The organism is Clostridium sp. Marseille-QA1073, assembly GCF_054863625.1.
Window position 1 is genome coordinate 14188 of sequence record NZ_JBSVQM010000023.1, and the last position, 18838, is coordinate 33025.

The window sequence follows — 18838 nt, forward strand, 5'->3', positions numbered from 1 at the left end:
TAATAGACCAGTATGTTAGCCTATTTTTCATCATACCGCGTTGTCAGAACCCACCCATAGCACCACTATGAGCGGAATCTGACACCTTGTCTGATATAAAATATACTAATATCTTTGATTTATTATTTTCTCTCAGATGCCTTAGTTATAAAAGATAAGGGGAGAATATTATGTTACAAAGGATTAAGTTAAATCTTGAGGCAGTTGAGGCTATGCTTTATTATTGGCAAGCAGCTAGTGAAAAGGATAACATAGCAGAAAAATTTTTCTATGACGTATCAGATATGCCTGCATTAAGTGCAGCTTATGACGATGAGTTTAATGGCGAGTCAGTAAGGCGTGCATTAAGTGCTATAAAAAATAGGGAACCTTTTGAAGGAAATAAGAAGGAAAAAAAGTTTTGGAATAATAATATGTGGATGATGGAAGATCTAGAATATACTAAAGCAATGGCTACTCCACTAAAAAAATTAAATTTAGACTCCTTGGTAGCAGAACTTAAAGATTGTAACGGTGCAGATAAGTATGAGGAAATAGAGGTGATATTTTCGCCACTACATTCAGATGAATATATAATTTCTGATAATAAATTAATAATTAATTTCTTTAGAATTAAACCTAGTGACATAGATGATAGAACATTTATAGGGGATGTTGAATTAATAAATTATATAGCAAATAAAATAAAAGAATTATTAAATAAGTAACTTGTATTATTAAATTTTCAAATAAGCAAACTAAAATTGAGAAATTGAATTTAGTTTGCTTATTTTATCGTTAAAAGAGATATTTTTGCCTAATATTATAATTTAAAGAAAAAATGTAATTATACTGATTATTTATAAATATAATATATAATACCTACAGTTTTTAAAAGAATACTTTGTATAGATTTATAATGGATAAGCTGGCATAGATAGAATAAGAAAAAATAGAGAAATTATTGCTTAAACTTTTAATAGGAATAAAAATTTATTTATTAATGTTAACAATTATAAGATTTTAAACTGCAATAATAATTTACTAAAATCTAGCTTAAAAATAAGCAATGGAATTTTAAGGGATAATTATGACCAGCCACAGTGTGTAAGATTACGAAAATTATCTCTCATTTCGTTTAATAAATAGTTTTATCTATATTATCTTATCGTCCATAATATATAAGAAATTCCTACTATTTATGGACACAGTACTGAGTTTTTTATAAGTACTAAACTTATGCTCCAATAATTTGCTATGCTATTTATTATAATCTTACACACTTTATATATTATAATTTAATATTTTTAATATGAAATAAGAATTATAAATTTTATTATTTGTAATTCTTATTTTTATTGCTTAAAAATTATTTATAAGAGATAATTAAGGGTTGATAATTGGTGTCAAATGTTGTAGAATTTAAAAGGTTAGTTAGGAGGCTAAGTAAACTTGTTAAGGATTAGACTTAATGGTAGAATGTTGGATTGACTAACTACTGGTAAAATGACAAACATACATGATTCAGCACTTCAGGAATATATTTAGGTTCATCTCAATCCTCAATATTATATCAATTATCCAGAAAATACTAACAAATTTAAGAATAAATTCAATAAAATAGAAGTTGAAGTAAGCACCTTGCTGAACCTTAATCTTCATTAGAATATAAAGGAGACCTATTTAGATTATAGAATAAAAATATTCGATAATTAATAGACTCTATTTATTTTTTATGGAAAAAAAGGAATATTAATGTATATTTAGAAAAGTCTAAGGATGATTTGTGTGGAATTTTTTCTTATAGAAGAAATAATTTTATTGGTTAGATGGCTAAAAAAAGCTTAGAAAAAAGCTAAGGGGGAATACAATGGATAAATCAACGCAATTAGGAAAAGAAAGTATAGGAAAATTATTATTAAAATTTTCTATACCAGCAATAATAGGTATGCTTGTTAATGCATTTTATAATATAGTAGATAGAATATTTATAGGGCAGGGAGTTGGAGAAATAGCTCTCTCTGGAGTTACAATTACCTTCCCAGTTTCAACGATTATTATGGCTTTTGGTATGCTTATAGGTATAGGTGCTGCAGCATTAATATCCATAAGACTTGGGCAGCAAAAGAAGGATGAAGCGGAAAAGATATTAGGAAATGCTTTTACTCTAGTAGTAATTATAATGATTTTGCTTACAGTAGTATCAGTAATATTCTTAGAACCTATGCTTAAAATTTTTGGTGCAAGTGATGTAACATTACCTTATGCCAAAGATTATGGTTATATCATATTATTAGGAGCTATTCTTCAAAATCTTGGATTTGGATTAAATGGAATAATTAGATCAGAAGGAAATCCTAAAGTTGCAATGCTTACTATGTTAATAGGTGCTATAACTAACATGGTGTTAGATCCTATTTTTATATTTACCTTTGGATTAGGGGTTAAAGGTGCTGCAATTGCTACTGTTATAGGACAAGGCTTAAGTGCAATTTGGGTAGTATTCTATTTCACCAAAGGGAAAAGTGTATTAAAGTTAAAAATAAACTATATGAAGTTAGATATGAAAGTAATAAAAGAAACATTTTCAATAGGAATGGCGCCATTTTTTATGCAACTAGCTGCAAGTTTAGTTACAGTGATTTCAAATAACGCATTAGCAACTTACGGTGAAGACGTTGCAGTAGGTGCTATGGGGGTTATATCTAGTGTATCAATGGTAATACTTATGCCTATCTTTGGTATAAATCAAGGCTCCCAGCCTATAATAGGATACAATTATGGAGCTAAAAGTTATGATAGGGTTAAAAAAGCTTTAAAATATGCGATAATAGCTGCTACTACTATAACAACAATAGGATTTTTGTCAATACAATTATTTGCACCACAAATAATAAAATTATTTAATAAAAATCCACAACTTGTGTCAATAGGTACCAAAGGTTTAAAAACTTTTATGTTTATGCTTCCTATTATTGGATTCCAAATAGTTAGTACAAATTATTTTCAAGCTGTTGGGAAAGCAAAAGTTGCAATGTTCTTAAGTTTATCTAGACAAGTTATAACTTTAATTCCATTATTGTTGATAATTCCACCCATATTTGGATTAAATGGAGTATGGTATTGTGGACCAACATCAGATTTTATAGCTTCTGTTATAACAGCAATATTTTTAATAAAAGAAATAAAAAATATAAATAGATTAAATAAAGAAAATGCTACATTATGAAATAAATAATGAGGTAGCTATGGAAAATGCAGAGTAGCAATTTATAAGAATATATTTAATATGATATGTTAATAATTAGAAGAATAGCAATATAAATTTCTTGAATAGAAATTTTAATTTATATAATAGTTTAATTTCTATAAATAAAAACTCTTTTATAGGAATTAAAAATTGAGAATGAAAAATTAAGAATTATGGTTAAAACTCCATAGCCAAATCCTTCGGAGTTTTTTAGAAAAATTTTCATTTTAAAAGGTATACTTTAAGTTTTTATATAGAATATTCATATTGTTATTCTTTATTAGTTTTTTATTATTGTGATATATTTTTAAAATATAATAAATTATATACAACTTACTACACAGGCTTATTATAGGGTGGCAATATTGAATTTCGATAGCGAAAGTAGTATTGGATTTTTTGATTCAGGTATGGGAGGACTAAGCGTATTAAAGCAATAAAAGTATTACCTAATGAGAATTACATATATTTTGGAGATTCAATAAATGTCCTTATGGAATAAAATGTTAGTAGGAGTTAAAAAATTAACTTGCTAATGCAGTAAATTTTTATTGAGCAAAAACCGCAAAAGCTATAGTCATAGCATACAATGCAACAAATTACGCTCTCAGAGGAATTAGAATACAATATGCTCATATACACCTATAGTTGAATGAACAGCATAGCTAACCCAGTAGAGCTAAATAGAGAAGGGAGTATAGTCATTATGGCAACATCTATGACATTAACTGAAAAAATAATTTGCTAAACTTCAATCAAAGTATAAGGAAATAGTAATATTGAATAACTTCCTTGTGCAGGGGTTAGCAGAAATTATTGATGAAGGAAAAATAACGGGAGAAGAAATTCATAATTATCTTGTAAATAAATTAAAAAATATAGAAAATATGAAAATAAATTCTATTGTTTTAGGATGTACTCATTATCCTTTAATAAAAGAAATCATAAAGGTTATGATAGAAATTCAGTAATTGATGGAAGTTTAGGAACTTCGAAGCAGTTAAAAGAATATTGTCTTCAAGAAAAATATTAAACACAAGTAATTCTAAAGGTAATGTTGAAATTTATAACTCATTAAAGTCAAAGAAAATAATTGATTTGAGTTATGAATTATTAGAGGTTTAGAAAGGAAGTCTGTTTATATAAAATAAAGTTTTATATAAAGAGACTTTCTTTCACTTATTTTACTAAATATCTTTAACAATATTTAGTAGTTATTCATACCATATATTATAAAATAAAACTTAGGTATCTGAAATAAATATGATTAAAAGATAGTGGCTTATTTGCATTAGTGTAAGTTAATGTATATATTAACACTGATGTTACTAGATGTTTCTGTAAACAGTATATAATAAAAAATAGGTTATCATAATGACAAATTATTTTTTGAAGATGACTTATAGAAATAAGGTGATTAAAGGTGAAAATATTTAAATTTCGTAAGGAGAAAAATTACAAAGCTCATGATAAAGTAATAGAGCTTGATTTGGATAAGGAGAAGGAATTTAGGTATATTACAATAACCAATCCTATAGATAGTAATAGATTATATATAATAAGCAATATAATGTTAAATAATATTAATAAAAACAATGAATTGTACTTTTATGGATATGATAGTAGCAAGAAATTAGAAGGCAGTAGTAAACAAGGAGTTCTAGATATAAAATCAAAAATTCATGAAGGAGATAATAAGGACAAGTTATTATTATATAAGTCAAAAATTAATGATCATAATAATCTAAGCTTACTTGGCGAGGATTATTTTATTGTTTTACCTGGAGGTACATTATCAATTGAATTTTCAAATTATGATAAAGATTTATCAGTAAAGGTATCCATAGAAGAAGAGGAGATATAAGGCATCTGAAATAAAATTATAGATTAAGCATATAAAAAAGTTTATATTGATGAAATAAAAAAGAGTAAAATTATATAGAAATTTAGAAGCTGTATGATTATTTGGGAATATAATAATTATTTCACCAAATCATATAGCTTTTTTAGAAAAAAATTAAGAATATATATTCAACACTTATAGAGTTAATAATTATGGATATAATTTAAATACAAAGATTGTAAATCACAAAGTTTTAAAATTATATAATTTATTATAATATTTCTATGATATAATCTGATTAATAAATTATATAAGGCATCTTCAAAAAAATAATAAACCAGTATGTTAGTCTATTTTTCATCATACTACGCTCACAGAACCTGCACATAGCTCCATTATGAGCAGAACCTGAAGCCTTGTCTGATATGAGACATATACTAACATCTTTAATTTATTATTTTATTTCAACTGCCTAGAAGGAGAGATTAAGAATGAAAAATCCAATAGTTACATTTAAAATGGCAAATGGAAAAACAATGAAAGCTGAATTATATCCAGAAACAGCACCTAATACAGTTAAAAATTTTATAAGTCTTGTTAAAAAAGGTTTTTATAATGGACTTATATTTCATAGAGTAATACCAGGATTTATGATTCAAGGTGGATGCCCTGATAAAAGTGGAATGGGTAATCCAGGATACAGAATAAAAGGAGAATTTTCAGCTAATGGCTTTCCAAATGATTTAAAACATACAACAGGAGTATTATCAATGGCTAGAACTGCAGTGCTAGATTCAGCTGGATGTCAATTCTTCATAATGGTAGCTGATTCACCTCATCTAGATAGACAATATGCTGCTTTTGGTAAACTTATAGAAGGCCAAGAGGTAGCGGATGAAATTGTTAATGTAGATAGAGATTTTAGAGATAAGCCATTAGAAAATCAAGTTATGGAAGAGGTTACAGTTGAAACTTTTGGTATAGAATATGATGAACCTGAAAAATTATAATAAGGCATGTGAAATAAAATAACTAGTTACAAATATTTAGGATATTTCATATCAAATAAAGACATTGGTATTTGTAATATTAGTAATATTAGTGAACATAGTATGATATAAAACATCCTAACTGGTTATTTTTAAATATGTCTAGAACGGAGAGTGGGTATGAGTAGTTTAAATGATAAAGTAATTTTAACTTATGAATTATCTGATGATGAAGTAGAAATACTGAATAAAGAGTTTGAAGGTAAAGTTGATTGTAATTGCATAGTGATAAAAGAAGCTATGGGTAACTCAAAAATTAAGGACATTTTAAGTAGAGAATTTAAAGAAGATGATGAATTTACAATGCCTTTAGAGAAAACAATAATATTTAATAATTTTCCCCCACAACAACTTCAAGCTTCAGTTAAGAAGGTTAGAGCTATTTTAGAATCTAGACCTATACTTGCAACAGTGACTCCAATATCAATAAATTGGAGATTTCATAAGTTATTAGAACATTTAGTAGAAGAAAGAGAGCAATTTAAAAACTCTACAAACAGAAAATAACAAAAAATCCTCTATGTTAATTGTAGAGGATTTTTTTATTTATGATAGAATATATCTATAGCTAAATTTCAAGTTTAAGAGAGGTATATAACATGAGCAAAGTAGGAGAGAACATTAAAAGAGCTAGAAATGAAAAAGGTATGAGTCAAAAACAATTAGCGAAAAAGCTTGGAGTTTCTGAAGGTTTTATTAATGAAGTAGAAAGTGGAAGAAAGGTAATAAATGAAAAGCTAATTGAAAGAATAGGTAAAGTATTAGGAGGAGATATTCAGAATATGACTTCTATGTTCCAAAATATTGCCTATGAAGAAAGTAAGAATGAAAGTGTTACTCCAAAGAATAAAGCTCCTGAAACTGTTAAGGATGTATGGAATGATGCCTTTGGCTCAATTTTAAAAACTATAGGAGTATACAAATATGATTTAGATAAACCTATAGGAAATCGTCAAATGCCTATAATATCTAATAAAATAGAGGGACATAATTCAGATAAAGTTTTATTTATTCAAATAGAAAATGATGATTTAATGGGCTTTAGAATATGTAAAGGAGATATAGCTTTTGCAAATTTAACTACAGAAATAGAAAACAATGCTATATGTTTAATTGACTATAATGGGGAGAGAGTTTTAAGACAAATTAAAAGATTAGATAATAACAAAGTTTTATTAATAAGTAATAAAGGAAGTCTTAGAACAGAAACATTAGGAGTAAAAGATATAAAAGTTATTGCAAAATTAAATAGAGTGGAAATTATACTTTAATAAATAAAAAAACTAGCATATATTGCTAGTTTTTTTATTTATTAAATTCTCAACCTTTTCAACTCATAATTGTAGATATTTCTCAGTAAAAGCCAATAACTTTAAAATTAATTTATTTTCAGGTACCATAGACACTTTCATTAATTATGAATTATTTTAACTTTTGCCTCATAACATATTAAGTGAAGGAGTGTTTTTAGGGAGGGATTATTACGGAAAAAGTTAGTGGAAGATTAAATTTATTTTTGAACCTACCTAGAGGAATTAGAAATAGAGTAGCACAAGTTTATAGAGAGCTTGAGATAGAAGAAGATAGAATTGAATTAGTAGTTTTATATGGTGAGAATGCACCAAGTGTTAGAGAACAAGTGGAGGCCTTAGGAGGTATCTTTGAAGATCTAGGCTATGGCTTTGGAATTATAACCGTAAGTTTTGATAGAGTTCTGGATGTGGGAAATATACAAGAAATAGATTATATGGAAATTCCTAAAAGTCTATTTATTAATTCAGAAATTAGCAATAGAGCTATTTGCCAACCGGCGGCTCAATTGGTTTATGGACTTACTGGTAAAGGAGTTTTAATAGGATTTATAGACTCTGGTATAGATTATACTCATCCTGCTTTTATAGATGCAGATGGCAATACAAGAATTGATTATATTTATGATTTGGCTGCTGATAATGTAGTATACAATAGTACAGATATTAATAATGCATTAAAATCTCCAGATCCCTTTAATATAGTTCCTCATGTTGATACAGCAAGGCATGGTACTCACGTAGCTGGTATAGCCTGTGCTGGTGGTAATATACCTCCACGATATTATGGTGTAGCGCCTGAAAGCTCCATAGCTATGGTTAAGCTTACAAGAGAGATAATGGGAGGATATACAAAGAGTACTCAGCTTATGAGAGGAGTAAAGTTTTTAATAGATAGAAGCAGAGAACTTATGAAACCTTTAGTTATAAACTTAAGTTTTAGCACTAATGATGGAGCTCATGATGGAAATAGTTTACTTGAAAGATATATATCAACAGTATGTTCTCTTGAAAGAATAAGTTTTATTGTTGCAGCAGGAAATGAGGGAGATAAGGCACATCATGCATCTGGAATTTTAGCCTTAGAGAATAGAGTAGATGTAAGTATTGGGGCCAATGAGACAGCAGTAATATTTCAATTATATAAATCTTTTATAAAAGATATTAGCATAGAATTAATAGCACCTAATGCTTCAAGAAGTGGGGTTATACCACTGATTAGAAATTATGTAGAAGGAAATATAAGAAACGATTATTATTATATTTTTAATTCTGGACCAACTCCTTTTAATATATCTGGAGAAATAGTTATAAGTTTAGTAGGTCAAAATCAATTTATTTCTCCAGGTACTTGGTCTATTATCATATATTCTAGAGAAGTTAATGAGGTTACTACCTTTGATATGTGGCTTCCAATAACTGAAGGATTAAATATAACTACTAGATTTTTAGAACCGTCAGTTTTTAACACAGTAGGAATTCCTGGTACTGTACAAAACGTTATTACAGTAGGTAGCTATAATGCTATTACTGGAACTATATCTAGTTTTTCAGGAAGAGGACCAGCGGATAGGTGTGTAATTAGACCAGAGATAGTTGCACCAGGAGAAAATATAGAAGCACCAGTACCAGGAGGTGGTTATGATTCACTATCAGGAACATCTATGGCTGCTCCACATGTAGCAGGTGCCGCTGCACTGCTTATGCAATGGGGATTAATACAAGGAAGAGACTCATACATGTATGGAGAGAGATTAAAGTATTTCTTACTTAAAAGTGCTACTAGAGATAGACCGCTTGTAGTTTATCCAAATGAAAGTTGGGGCTACGGAACACTATGTATAAGTAATGCATTAGAAACTTGGCTAGAAGAAGCACCTGTAAGAAGTATAGATATGAGTAGAGAAATACCCATACTAACCCCACCTTCTCCTGGTTGTAGGGAGTTATATTTAGATGAAAACTATGAAACCTTTATGGTGGAATATAATGGAGATATAATAAGCGAACTTGACAGATTTGATTATGCTTGTGCTTTTCTTGCAGAACCTTTTTATGCCGTTATATCTGTTCAAAGAGGAAGAAGAGCAGAACTTTTAAGAAGTGTTAGATCTATTATAAATGTAGAGAGAACAAAGCTCTATACGCTATCAGTATTATCTCCTGTTGATACTGCTAATATTTCTCAGTTTCATGAAAATCCTTATTTAAATTTAAGAGGTAGAGGAGTAATAGTTGGGATAATTGATACAGGAATTGATTATTTAAATATCGAGTTTATGACTGAAGATGATAGAACTAGAATAGTGAGTATATGGGATCAAACAATACAGGCAGGGACGCCGCCGGAAGGATTTGCTTATGGTACAGAGTATTTAGATACCCAGATAAATGAAGCAATTGCTGCTAGTTTTAGAGGAGAGGATCCATATGCTATTGTACCTTCAAGAGATGAAAATGGCCATGGAACAGCAGTTGCTGGTATTGCAGGAGGAAGAGGAAGAGCCGGTGTAACTGGTGCAGCACCAGATTGCCAATTTGCAATAGTTAAATTAAAACAGGCTAAAAGGCTTACATTAGAAGAACGTGGAGTGATTTTTCCAGTTGATACTCCAATATATCAAACTACAGATGTGGTATTGGGGCTGAGTTATTTAACTTCTATTCAAAGAAGATTAAATAGACCTATGGTAATTTGTGTGCCTATAGAAACAAATTATGGTGGACATGATGGTAGTGCTATTTCAGAAAGATTTATTGATTATTTTTCAATAACAAGAGGAATTGTTGTTGTTGCAGGTGCAGGAAATCAAGGAGCTAGTGAAACTCATGCTAGTGGTAGATTTAAAAATACAGGAGAAACTCAAATAATAGAGCTTAGTGTTGATTCAAATCAGGTAGGATTAGAAATAAATATATGGTGTAATCAGCCAGATAAGGTATCTGTAGGCATAATATCTCCAAGTGGAGAAGTGCTAGAAAGAGTTCCAGAAAAGCTACAAGGAGTAGAAGATATAAGGTTTATACTTGAAGGCACTACTGTTTCCATAACGTACTATTTGCCAGAGGATATTACTGGTGATGAACTTATTAGCATAGTGATGAGGAATGTTACAGGAGGTATATGGCAAATAGAATTAATAGGTGATTCTATAGTTGATGGCAGGTATAATGCATGGATATATCAAAGAGCTCTTTTAAAACCAAATACCAGATTTTTACGTCCTGATGCAGATATTACATTGACTATACCTTCTACTAGTAGAAGTGCAATTGTAACAGCTTATTATGATCAAGACAATAATACCATAGTGACTTCTTCAGGAAGGGGATATACAAGAGATGGTAGAATTAAACCTTCCGTTGCTACAGGTGGAGTTGATGTATTAACCACTAGACCAGGTGGCGGTACTACCACAGTCACAGGATCAAGTGCAGCTACAGCAGTATTATCTGGTGCAGTAGCATTAATATTACAATGGGGAATAGTAGAAGGAAACAACACCACTTTATACGCTTCAGAAATTACAACTTATCTTATTACTGGAACTAGAAAGAGACCAGGAGATATTTATCCTAATAGGGCTTGGGGATACGGTATGTTAGATTTAGCTGGAGTATTTAGAAATATAAGATCACTTGGATTACCCAAAAATTTTGAAAATAAAGAAATAGTTGAGTTTTCAAAAGAGGTATCAATAAATATACCAGAAAATATTTATCATAGATTAAAGTAACAATAATATTTACAGTGGGAGGGGGTATAGTGAAAAATCAAAAAGAAAATATTAGAGAGTCTAATATTAATGAATGTGGAAAACTATATTTAAGCGATGAATATGAACATTATATAGCTGACTATAACGGAGATATATTAGAAGAAATTAATAAAATAGATTATGCTTGTGCGTTTTTAGCGGAACCTTTTTATGCAATATTATCTGTAAAAAAAGGTAGAGTATGGGATTTGTTGGAGGATGTAAAATCTATTATAAGTATAGATGTAGATAAGTTGTATACGCTTAATGCAATGTCTCCTATTGATACCTCTAATGTTTCAGAGTTTTATAAAAATCCTTATTTAACACTTAGAGGAACGGGAGTAATTGTAGGGATGCTTGATACAGGTATTGATTATTTAAATAAGGAATTCATGACAGAAGATAATAAAACTAGAATATTAAGTATATGGGATCAGACAATTCAAACTGAAAATCCACCAAAGAATTTTGCTTATGGAACAGAGTATTCTATGGAACAAATTAATGAAGCTATAAGCGCACAAAATAGAGGAGAAGATCCCTATAATATTGTTCCGCAAAAAGATGATATTGGTCATGGTACAGAAATAGCAGGTATCATTGGAGGTGCTGGACGGCAAGGAGTAAGAGGGGCTGCACCAGAATGTGAATTTGTAATAGTAAAACTTAAAGAAGCTAATAGGAGTCTTATGCTTGATTATCCACAGGTTAATGTATCTATACCAGAATATCAAAGTTCAGATATAGTTTTAGCATTAAAATATTTATATGATATTCAAGCTAAATTAGATAAACCTATGGTGATATGTATAGCCTTAGGGACTAATTATGGAGGGCATGATGGCAGCTCTGTAGTAGAAAGATTTATAGATTATTTTTCTCTTAGAAGAGGTATTATAGTAGTTGGCGGTACTGGAAATGAAGGAGATGCAGCAAATCATACTAGTGGAAAAATTGCCCAAAATGGTGAAGTAGAAATTATAGAACTTAGTATGGGGGATGATCAACTGGGAATGGAGATGAATATATGGTTTAATAAACCAGATAGAGTGACAGTTGGAATAGTTTCGCCAAGTGGAGAAGCATTGGAAAGGGTTCCTCATAAGATAAAGGGGGCACAAGGAGTGAAGTTTGTACTTGAACAAACACTGGTTACAGTGACATATAATTTACAAGAAGATATTATAGGGGATGAACATATATCAATTTCTTTCAGAAATGTTAAAGGTGGTATATGGCAAATAAGACTTATAGGAGATTATATAGTTCATGGAACATACAACGCTTGGATATATCAAAAAAAGTTTTTGAAACCAGGAACAAAATTTTTAAAATCTGATCCATACTGTACATTAACTCCTCCTTCTACGAGTAAAAGTATAGTTGTTACTTCATATTACAACCAAAATAATAACACAGTTGTAGCAACATCGGGGAGAGGATATACAAGGGATGGACGTGTAAAACCAGCAGTTACTACTGGAGGAATTAATGTACTTACCACTAAGGTTGGAGGAGGAACAACTGTTGTTACTGGATCTAGTGCAGCCACTGCAGTTTTAACCGGAGCAGTAGCATTAATATTACAATGGGGTATAGTTGAAGGAAATAAACCTACTCTGTATGCACCTACAGTAATAACATATCTTATTTCAGGAACTAAAAGGAGAGGTGGAGAAATCTATCCAAATCCAATATGGGGATATGGCATGCTAGATTTAAATGGAGTATTTCAAAATATACGCTGCATTAATAATGATTTAAATAAAAATGAAGAAGTAGAGCAAAATGTAGAAGAATTTACTACAAATATATTTGTACAGATACCAAGAGAGGTTTATACAAGAATGAATATTAAGGCTCTTTAATTACCTTATAGATATAAAATCAGGAGGTATTTGTTTATGAAAGAGCATAGAGAAAACATAGATGAAATGCAAGAAGATTTAAACACGAATATATTACAATGCGGAGAAAGGTATTTAAGCGAAAATTATGAAAGTTATATTGCAGAATATAATGGAGATGTTATAAATCAGCTCAATCAAATAGACTACGCTTGTGCATTTATGGTAGGAAACTATATGATAATAGTAATTGTTGAAAGTGGAAGATTAAATGATTTATTAAGAGATGTACCAGCCATAGTATATATAGAAAGGGATGATTTATATTCTCTTACTCAATTATCCCCTATTGATGCTGCTAATATTTCTAATTTTCATGCAAATTCATATTTAATACTGCGAGGTACAGGTGTAGTTGTAGGGATGTTAGATACAGGAATCGATTACTTAAATAGAGAGTTTATGACAGAAGATAATAAAACTAGAATAATAGGCATATGGGACCAAACAATACAAGAAGGACCACCTCCGGAAGGATTTGCTTATGGAACAGAATATTCTAGGGAACAAATCGATGAAGCTATTAATGCACAAAGTAGAGGAGAAGATCCCTATGCTGTTGTTCCTTCAAGAGATGAAATTGGTCATGGAACTGAAATAGCGGGAATTATTGGCGCAGGAGGGCGCGAGGGAGTAACAGGAGCAGCACCAGATTGTGAATTTTTGATTGTAAAACTTAAAGAGGCTAATCCAGCACTTTTACGGCAATTTCCACAAGTTAATGTGGAAATACCAGAATATCAAACTAGTGATATACTTTTAGCATTAAAATATCTATATGATACTCAGAGAAAACTAAATAAACCTATGGCTATATGCATAGCCTTAGGTTCAAACTTTGGAGGTCATGATGGAAGTGCTAGAATAGAAAGATATATAGATTATTTTTCAGTTAGAAGTGGAATAGCAGTGGTAGGAGGTACTGGAAATGAAGGAGATGCTGCAAATCATACTAGTGGAACATTTACTGAAAGCGGAGAAGTTAGAATAATAGAGCTGCAAGTAGCTGATAATCAACTTGGAATAGAGGTAAATATTTGGTTTAATCAACCGGATAGAATGTCTGTATCAATTATTTCTCCAAGTGGAGAAATTTTAGAAAGAATTCCAGAGAAGGTGAAAGGAGTAGTAACAGTACAATTTACATTTGAGGGAACTACTGTTACATTATTATATGATTATCCAGAAGATATTACAGGAGATGGACATATATCTATTGGTTTTACAAACGTTAGAGGAGGAATATGGCAAATAGTTTTAACAGGAGACTATATAGTTGATGGGAGATATAATGCTTGGACTTATCAAAAAAACTTTTTAATGCCGGGAACAAAATTTCTAGAGCCAGATCCATATATTACTTTAACTATTCCTTCAACAAGTAGAACTATAATTGTTACATCTTATTATAATCAATTTAATAATACAGCAGTTGCTCTTTCTGGAAGAGGATTTACAAGAGATGGCCGTGTAAAACCATCAGTTGCTACTGGAGGAGTTAATGTGGTTACCACTAAGCCAGGAGGAGGAACAACTATTGTTACTGGATCAAGTGCAGCTACTGCAGTTTTAACAGGAGCAGTTGCATTAATATTGCAATGGGGTGTAGTAGAAGGAAATAATCCAGCATTATATCCACCTAAAATAAATACATTTCTTATAGCTGGAACTAGAAAAAGACCAGGTGATATTTATCCTAATCCAGTATGGGGATATGGAATGTTGGATTTAATTGGAGTATTTCAAAATATTCGATCTCTTGATAACTCTTCAATGCGCTCTAATAAAAATAAAGAAAATTTAGTTGAATTTACCAAAAATGTATTTATAAATATACCTGAAAATACTTATACAAGGTTAGACTAATGCTCTTTAAATAACCTTATATATAAGATAAGGAGGATTTAGCTCATGAAAGAGCATAGAGAAAATATAAATCAAATTCAACAAACTCCAAATAATAACTTATTACAATGTGGAAATTTGTATTTAAATGATAACTATGAGAGCTATGTTGTTAGTTATAATGGTGATATTATAAGTGAACTTAATAATATAGATTATGCTTGTGCCTTTATTATAGGATTTAATATGGCGGTAGTTGTTGTTGAAAGAGGAAGATTAAATGATTTAAGAAGTATATCTAAGACTATAGTGCGTTTGGAGAGAGATGAATTATATTCTCTTACTGAATTATCTCCCATTGACACTTCTAATATTTCTAATTTTCATGAAAACCCTTATTTGACATTACGGGGTACAGGGGTAGTTATAGGAATGTTAGATACAGGAATTGATTATTTAAATAAGGAATTTATGACCGAGGATAATAAAACAAGAATAATAGAAATGTGGGATCAGACAGTACAAGATGGACCACCACCACAGGGATTTCCCTATGGAACAAGATATACTAGAGAACAAATTAATGAAGCTATTAGTGCACAAAGTAGAGGGGAAGATCCTTATGCTATTGTACCTGAACAAGATATTATTGGTCATGGAACAGGGGTTGCAGGTATTATTGGAGCAGGAGGCCGGGCAGGAGTAACTGGAGCAGCACCAGAGTGTGAGTTTGTAATTGTAAAACTTAAGGAACCAAATAGAGCTGTTTTGCAATTATTTCCTGCAATAGTGGCAACTGCTCCACAATATCAAACTAGTGATGTGCTTATGGCATTAAAATATCTATATGAATCTCAAAGAAGATTAAATAAACCTATGGTTATATGTATAGCACTAGGGTCAAATTACGGAGGCCACGATGGAACTGCTCGTGTAGAAAGATATATAGATTATTTTTCATATAGAAGTCAAATTGCAGTAGTTGGTGGAACTGGAAATGAAGGTGACGCATCAAATCATACTAGTGGTAGATTTACACAAACTGGAGAAACTATAATAGTTGAATTACAGGTAGCTGATGATCAAATAGGAATAGAGGTAAACTTATGGTTTAACAGGCCAGATAAGGTATCTGTAGGAATAATTTCACCAAGCGGTGAAGCTTTAGAAAGAGTTCCAGAAGAAATAACAGAAATCACAAATTTAAAATTTACATTAGAAGGCACTACTGTTTCCATATTATATGATTATCAATTTGATATTTCAGGTGATGAGCGTGTATCTATTGAATTTAATAATGTTAAAGGAGGAATATGGCAAATAGTATTGATAGGAGATTATATAGTTGATGGAAGATATAATGCCTGGACTTATCAAAAGTTTTTTTTAAGACCAGGAACAAAGTTCTTAAAACCAAATCCGTATACTACTTTAACCAATCCTTCAACAAGCAGGGAAATAATTGTTACATCTTATTATAATCAATTTAATAATACAGCAGTAGCACTTTCAGGAAGAGGGTTTACAAGAGATGGTCGTATAAAGCCATCAGTTGCTACTGGAGGGATTGATGTGCTTACAACTAAGCCAGGAGGAGGAACAACTACTGCTACTGGTTCTAGTGCAGCTACTGCAGTTTTAACAGGAGCAGTGGCATTAATAGTACAATGGGGTATAGTTGAAGGTAATAATCCTGCATTATATCCACCTAAAATAAATACCCTTCTTATATCTGGAACTAGAAAGAGACCAGGAGATATATATCCTAATCCTGTATGGGGGTATGGTATATTAGACTTAGTAGAAGTATTTAAAAATATTCGCTCTCTTAATAATAGTTTAAATAAAATTCATAGGAATAAAAATGAGATAGTGAAGTTTAGTAAAAATATATTTATAAAAATACCAAAGGAAATTTATACAAGGTTAGAATAATGCTCTCTAGATAACCTTATGGATATAAGATAAGGAGGTTCTATTTATGAAAGAGCATAGAGAAATTATAGATCAAACCCAGCAAACTCCAAATAATAATTTATTACAATGTGGAAATTTGTATTTAAATGATAATTATGAGAGCTATGTTGCTAGTTATGTTGGTGATATTATAAGTGAACTTAATAATATAGACTATGCTTGTGCTTTTATTGTAGGATTTAATATGGCGGTAGTTGTTGTTGAAAGAGGAAGAGTAAATGAATTAAGAAGTATATCTAAGACTATAGTGTATTTGGAAAGAAATAATCTATATTCTCTTACTGAATTGTCGCCTATTGATACTTCTAATATTTCTAACTTTCATGAAAATCCTTATTTGACGTTACGGGGTACAGGTGTAGTTATAGGAATGTTAGATACAGGGATTGATTATTTAAATAAAGAATTTATTACAGAGAACAATGAAACAAGAATAATAGAAATGTGGGATCAAACAGTACAAGATGGGCCACCGCCACAGGGATTTCCTTATGGAACAAGATATACTAGAGAACAAATTAATGAAGCTATTAATGCACAAAGTAGAGGAGAAGATCCTTATGCTATTGTACCTGAACAAGATATCATTAGTCATGGAACAGAGGTTGCAGGTATTATTGGTGCAGGAGGCCGGGCAGGAGTAACTGGAGCAGCACCGGATTGTGAGTTTGTAATTGTAAAGCTTAAAGAGGTTAATCCAGCTGTTTTAGCACAATTTCCCAAAATAGAGACAACTGCTCCACAATATCAAACTAGCGATGTGCTTATGGCATTAAAATATCTATATGAATCTCAAAGAAGATTAAGTAAACCTATGGTTATATGTATAGCTCTAGGCTCAAATTATGGAGGTCATGATGGAACTGCTCGTGTAGAAAGATATATAGATTATTTTTCATATAGAAGTCAAATTGCAGTAGTTGGTGGAACTGGAAATGAAGGGGATGCAGCAAATCATACTAGTGGTAGATTTACACAAACTGGAGAAAGTATAATAGTTGAATTGCAGGTAGCTGACGACCAAATGGGGATAGAAGTAAACTTTTGGTTTAATCGACCAGATAAGGTATCTGTAGGAATAATTTCTCCAAGTGGGGAAGCTTTAGAAAGAGTTCCAGAAGAAATAACAGTAATTACAGATTTAAAATTTACATTAGAAGGAACTACTGTTTCCATATTATATGATTATCAATTTGATATTTCAGGTGATGAGCGTGTATCTATTGAGTTTAACAATATTAGAGGAGGAATATGGCAAATAGTATTAATAGGAGATTATATAGTTGATGGAAGATACAATGCTTGGACTTATCAAAAACTTTTTTTAAAACCAGGAACAAAGTTCTTAAAACCAAATCCATATATTACTTTAACTAATCCTTCAACAAGCAGGGAAATAATTGTTACATCCTATTATAATCAAGGTAATAATACAGCAGTAGCTCTTTCTGGAAGAGGGTTTACAAGAGATGATCGTATAAAGCCATCAGTTGCTACTGGAGGAATTGATGTGCTTACAACTAAGCCTGGAGGAGGAACAACTACTGTTACTGGTTCTAGTGCGGCTACTGCGGTTTTAGCAGGAGCGGTAGCATTAATAGTGCAATGGGGTATAGTTGAAGGTAATAGTCCCGCATTATATCCAGTTAAAATAAATACCCTTCTTATATCTGGAACTAGAAAGAGACCAGGAGATATATATCCTAATCCTGTATGGGGATATGGAATATTAGACTTAGTAGAAGTATTTAAAAATATTCGTTCTCTTGATAATAGTTTAAATAAAATTTATAGGAATAAAAATGCCATAGTAGAGTTTAGTAAAAATATATTTATAAAAATACCAAAGGAAATTTATACAAGGCTAGAATAATGCTCTCTAGATAACCTTATGAATATAAGATAAGGAGGTTCTAT

The 18838-nt window shown here is 30.7% G+C and carries 12 protein-coding genes; all 12 read left to right on the plus strand.

Translation table 11 applies throughout. The annotated features are described in order from the left end of the window. Positions 1-170 precede the first annotated feature (170 nt). Complete coding sequence (locus ACY1IQ_RS17100) at positions 171-707, plus strand: TDE2712 family protein (protein WP_461615112.1); 537 nt, start codon at positions 171-173, stop codon at positions 705-707. A gap of 1142 nt (positions 708-1849) precedes the next feature. Then, positions 1850-3208 carry an MATE family efflux transporter gene (locus tag ACY1IQ_RS17105; protein ID WP_461615113.1) on the plus strand — a complete coding sequence of 453 codons (1359 nt, stop codon included), beginning with the start codon at positions 1850-1852 and terminating at the stop codon, positions 3206-3208. A gap of 800 nt (positions 3209-4008) precedes the next feature. Continuing rightward, complete coding sequence (locus ACY1IQ_RS17110) at positions 4009-4200, plus strand: hypothetical protein (protein WP_461615114.1); 192 nt, start codon at positions 4009-4011, stop codon at positions 4198-4200. A 452-nt stretch (positions 4201-4652) separates the two neighbouring features. Beyond that, positions 4653-5093, plus strand: a complete 441-nt coding sequence (locus ACY1IQ_RS17115) for a hypothetical protein (protein WP_461615115.1) — start codon at positions 4653-4655, stop codon at positions 5091-5093. Between the two features lie 470 nt (positions 5094-5563). Then, positions 5564-6082, plus strand: coding sequence for a peptidylprolyl isomerase (locus ACY1IQ_RS17120; protein ID WP_461615116.1), 519 nt, complete (start codon positions 5564-5566; stop codon positions 6080-6082). A 159-nt stretch (positions 6083-6241) separates the two neighbouring features. Next, positions 6242-6628, plus strand: coding sequence for a DUF3783 domain-containing protein (locus ACY1IQ_RS17125; RefSeq protein WP_461615117.1), 387 nt, complete (start codon positions 6242-6244; stop codon positions 6626-6628). A 92-nt stretch (positions 6629-6720) separates the two neighbouring features. Beyond that, the gene (locus ACY1IQ_RS17130) at positions 6721-7392 is read left to right on the plus strand and encodes a helix-turn-helix domain-containing protein (protein WP_461615118.1); all 672 of its coding nucleotides are present in this window, start codon (positions 6721-6723) and stop codon (positions 7390-7392) included. A gap of 209 nt (positions 7393-7601) precedes the next feature. Then, entirely contained in the window at positions 7602-11168 is a 3567-nt protein-coding gene (locus ACY1IQ_RS17135; RefSeq protein WP_461615148.1) for a S8 family serine peptidase, read from the plus strand. 29 nt (positions 11169-11197) lie between these two features. After that, positions 11198-13060: a S8 family peptidase gene (locus tag ACY1IQ_RS17140; protein ID WP_461615119.1), complete on the plus strand. Its 1863-nt coding sequence runs from the start codon at positions 11198-11200 to the stop codon at positions 13058-13060. Between the two features lie 36 nt (positions 13061-13096). Beyond that, on the plus strand, positions 13097-14965 hold the full coding sequence (locus ACY1IQ_RS17145) for a S8 family peptidase (RefSeq protein WP_461615120.1): 1869 nt from the start codon (positions 13097-13099) through the stop codon (positions 14963-14965). 45 nt (positions 14966-15010) lie between these two features. Continuing rightward, complete coding sequence (locus ACY1IQ_RS17150; protein WP_461615121.1) at positions 15011-16879, plus strand: S8 family peptidase; 1869 nt, start codon at positions 15011-15013, stop codon at positions 16877-16879. Between the two features lie 46 nt (positions 16880-16925). Further along, positions 16926-18794, plus strand: coding sequence for a S8 family peptidase (locus ACY1IQ_RS17155; RefSeq protein ID WP_461615122.1), 1869 nt, complete (start codon positions 16926-16928; stop codon positions 18792-18794). Positions 18795-18838 lie beyond the last annotated feature (44 nt).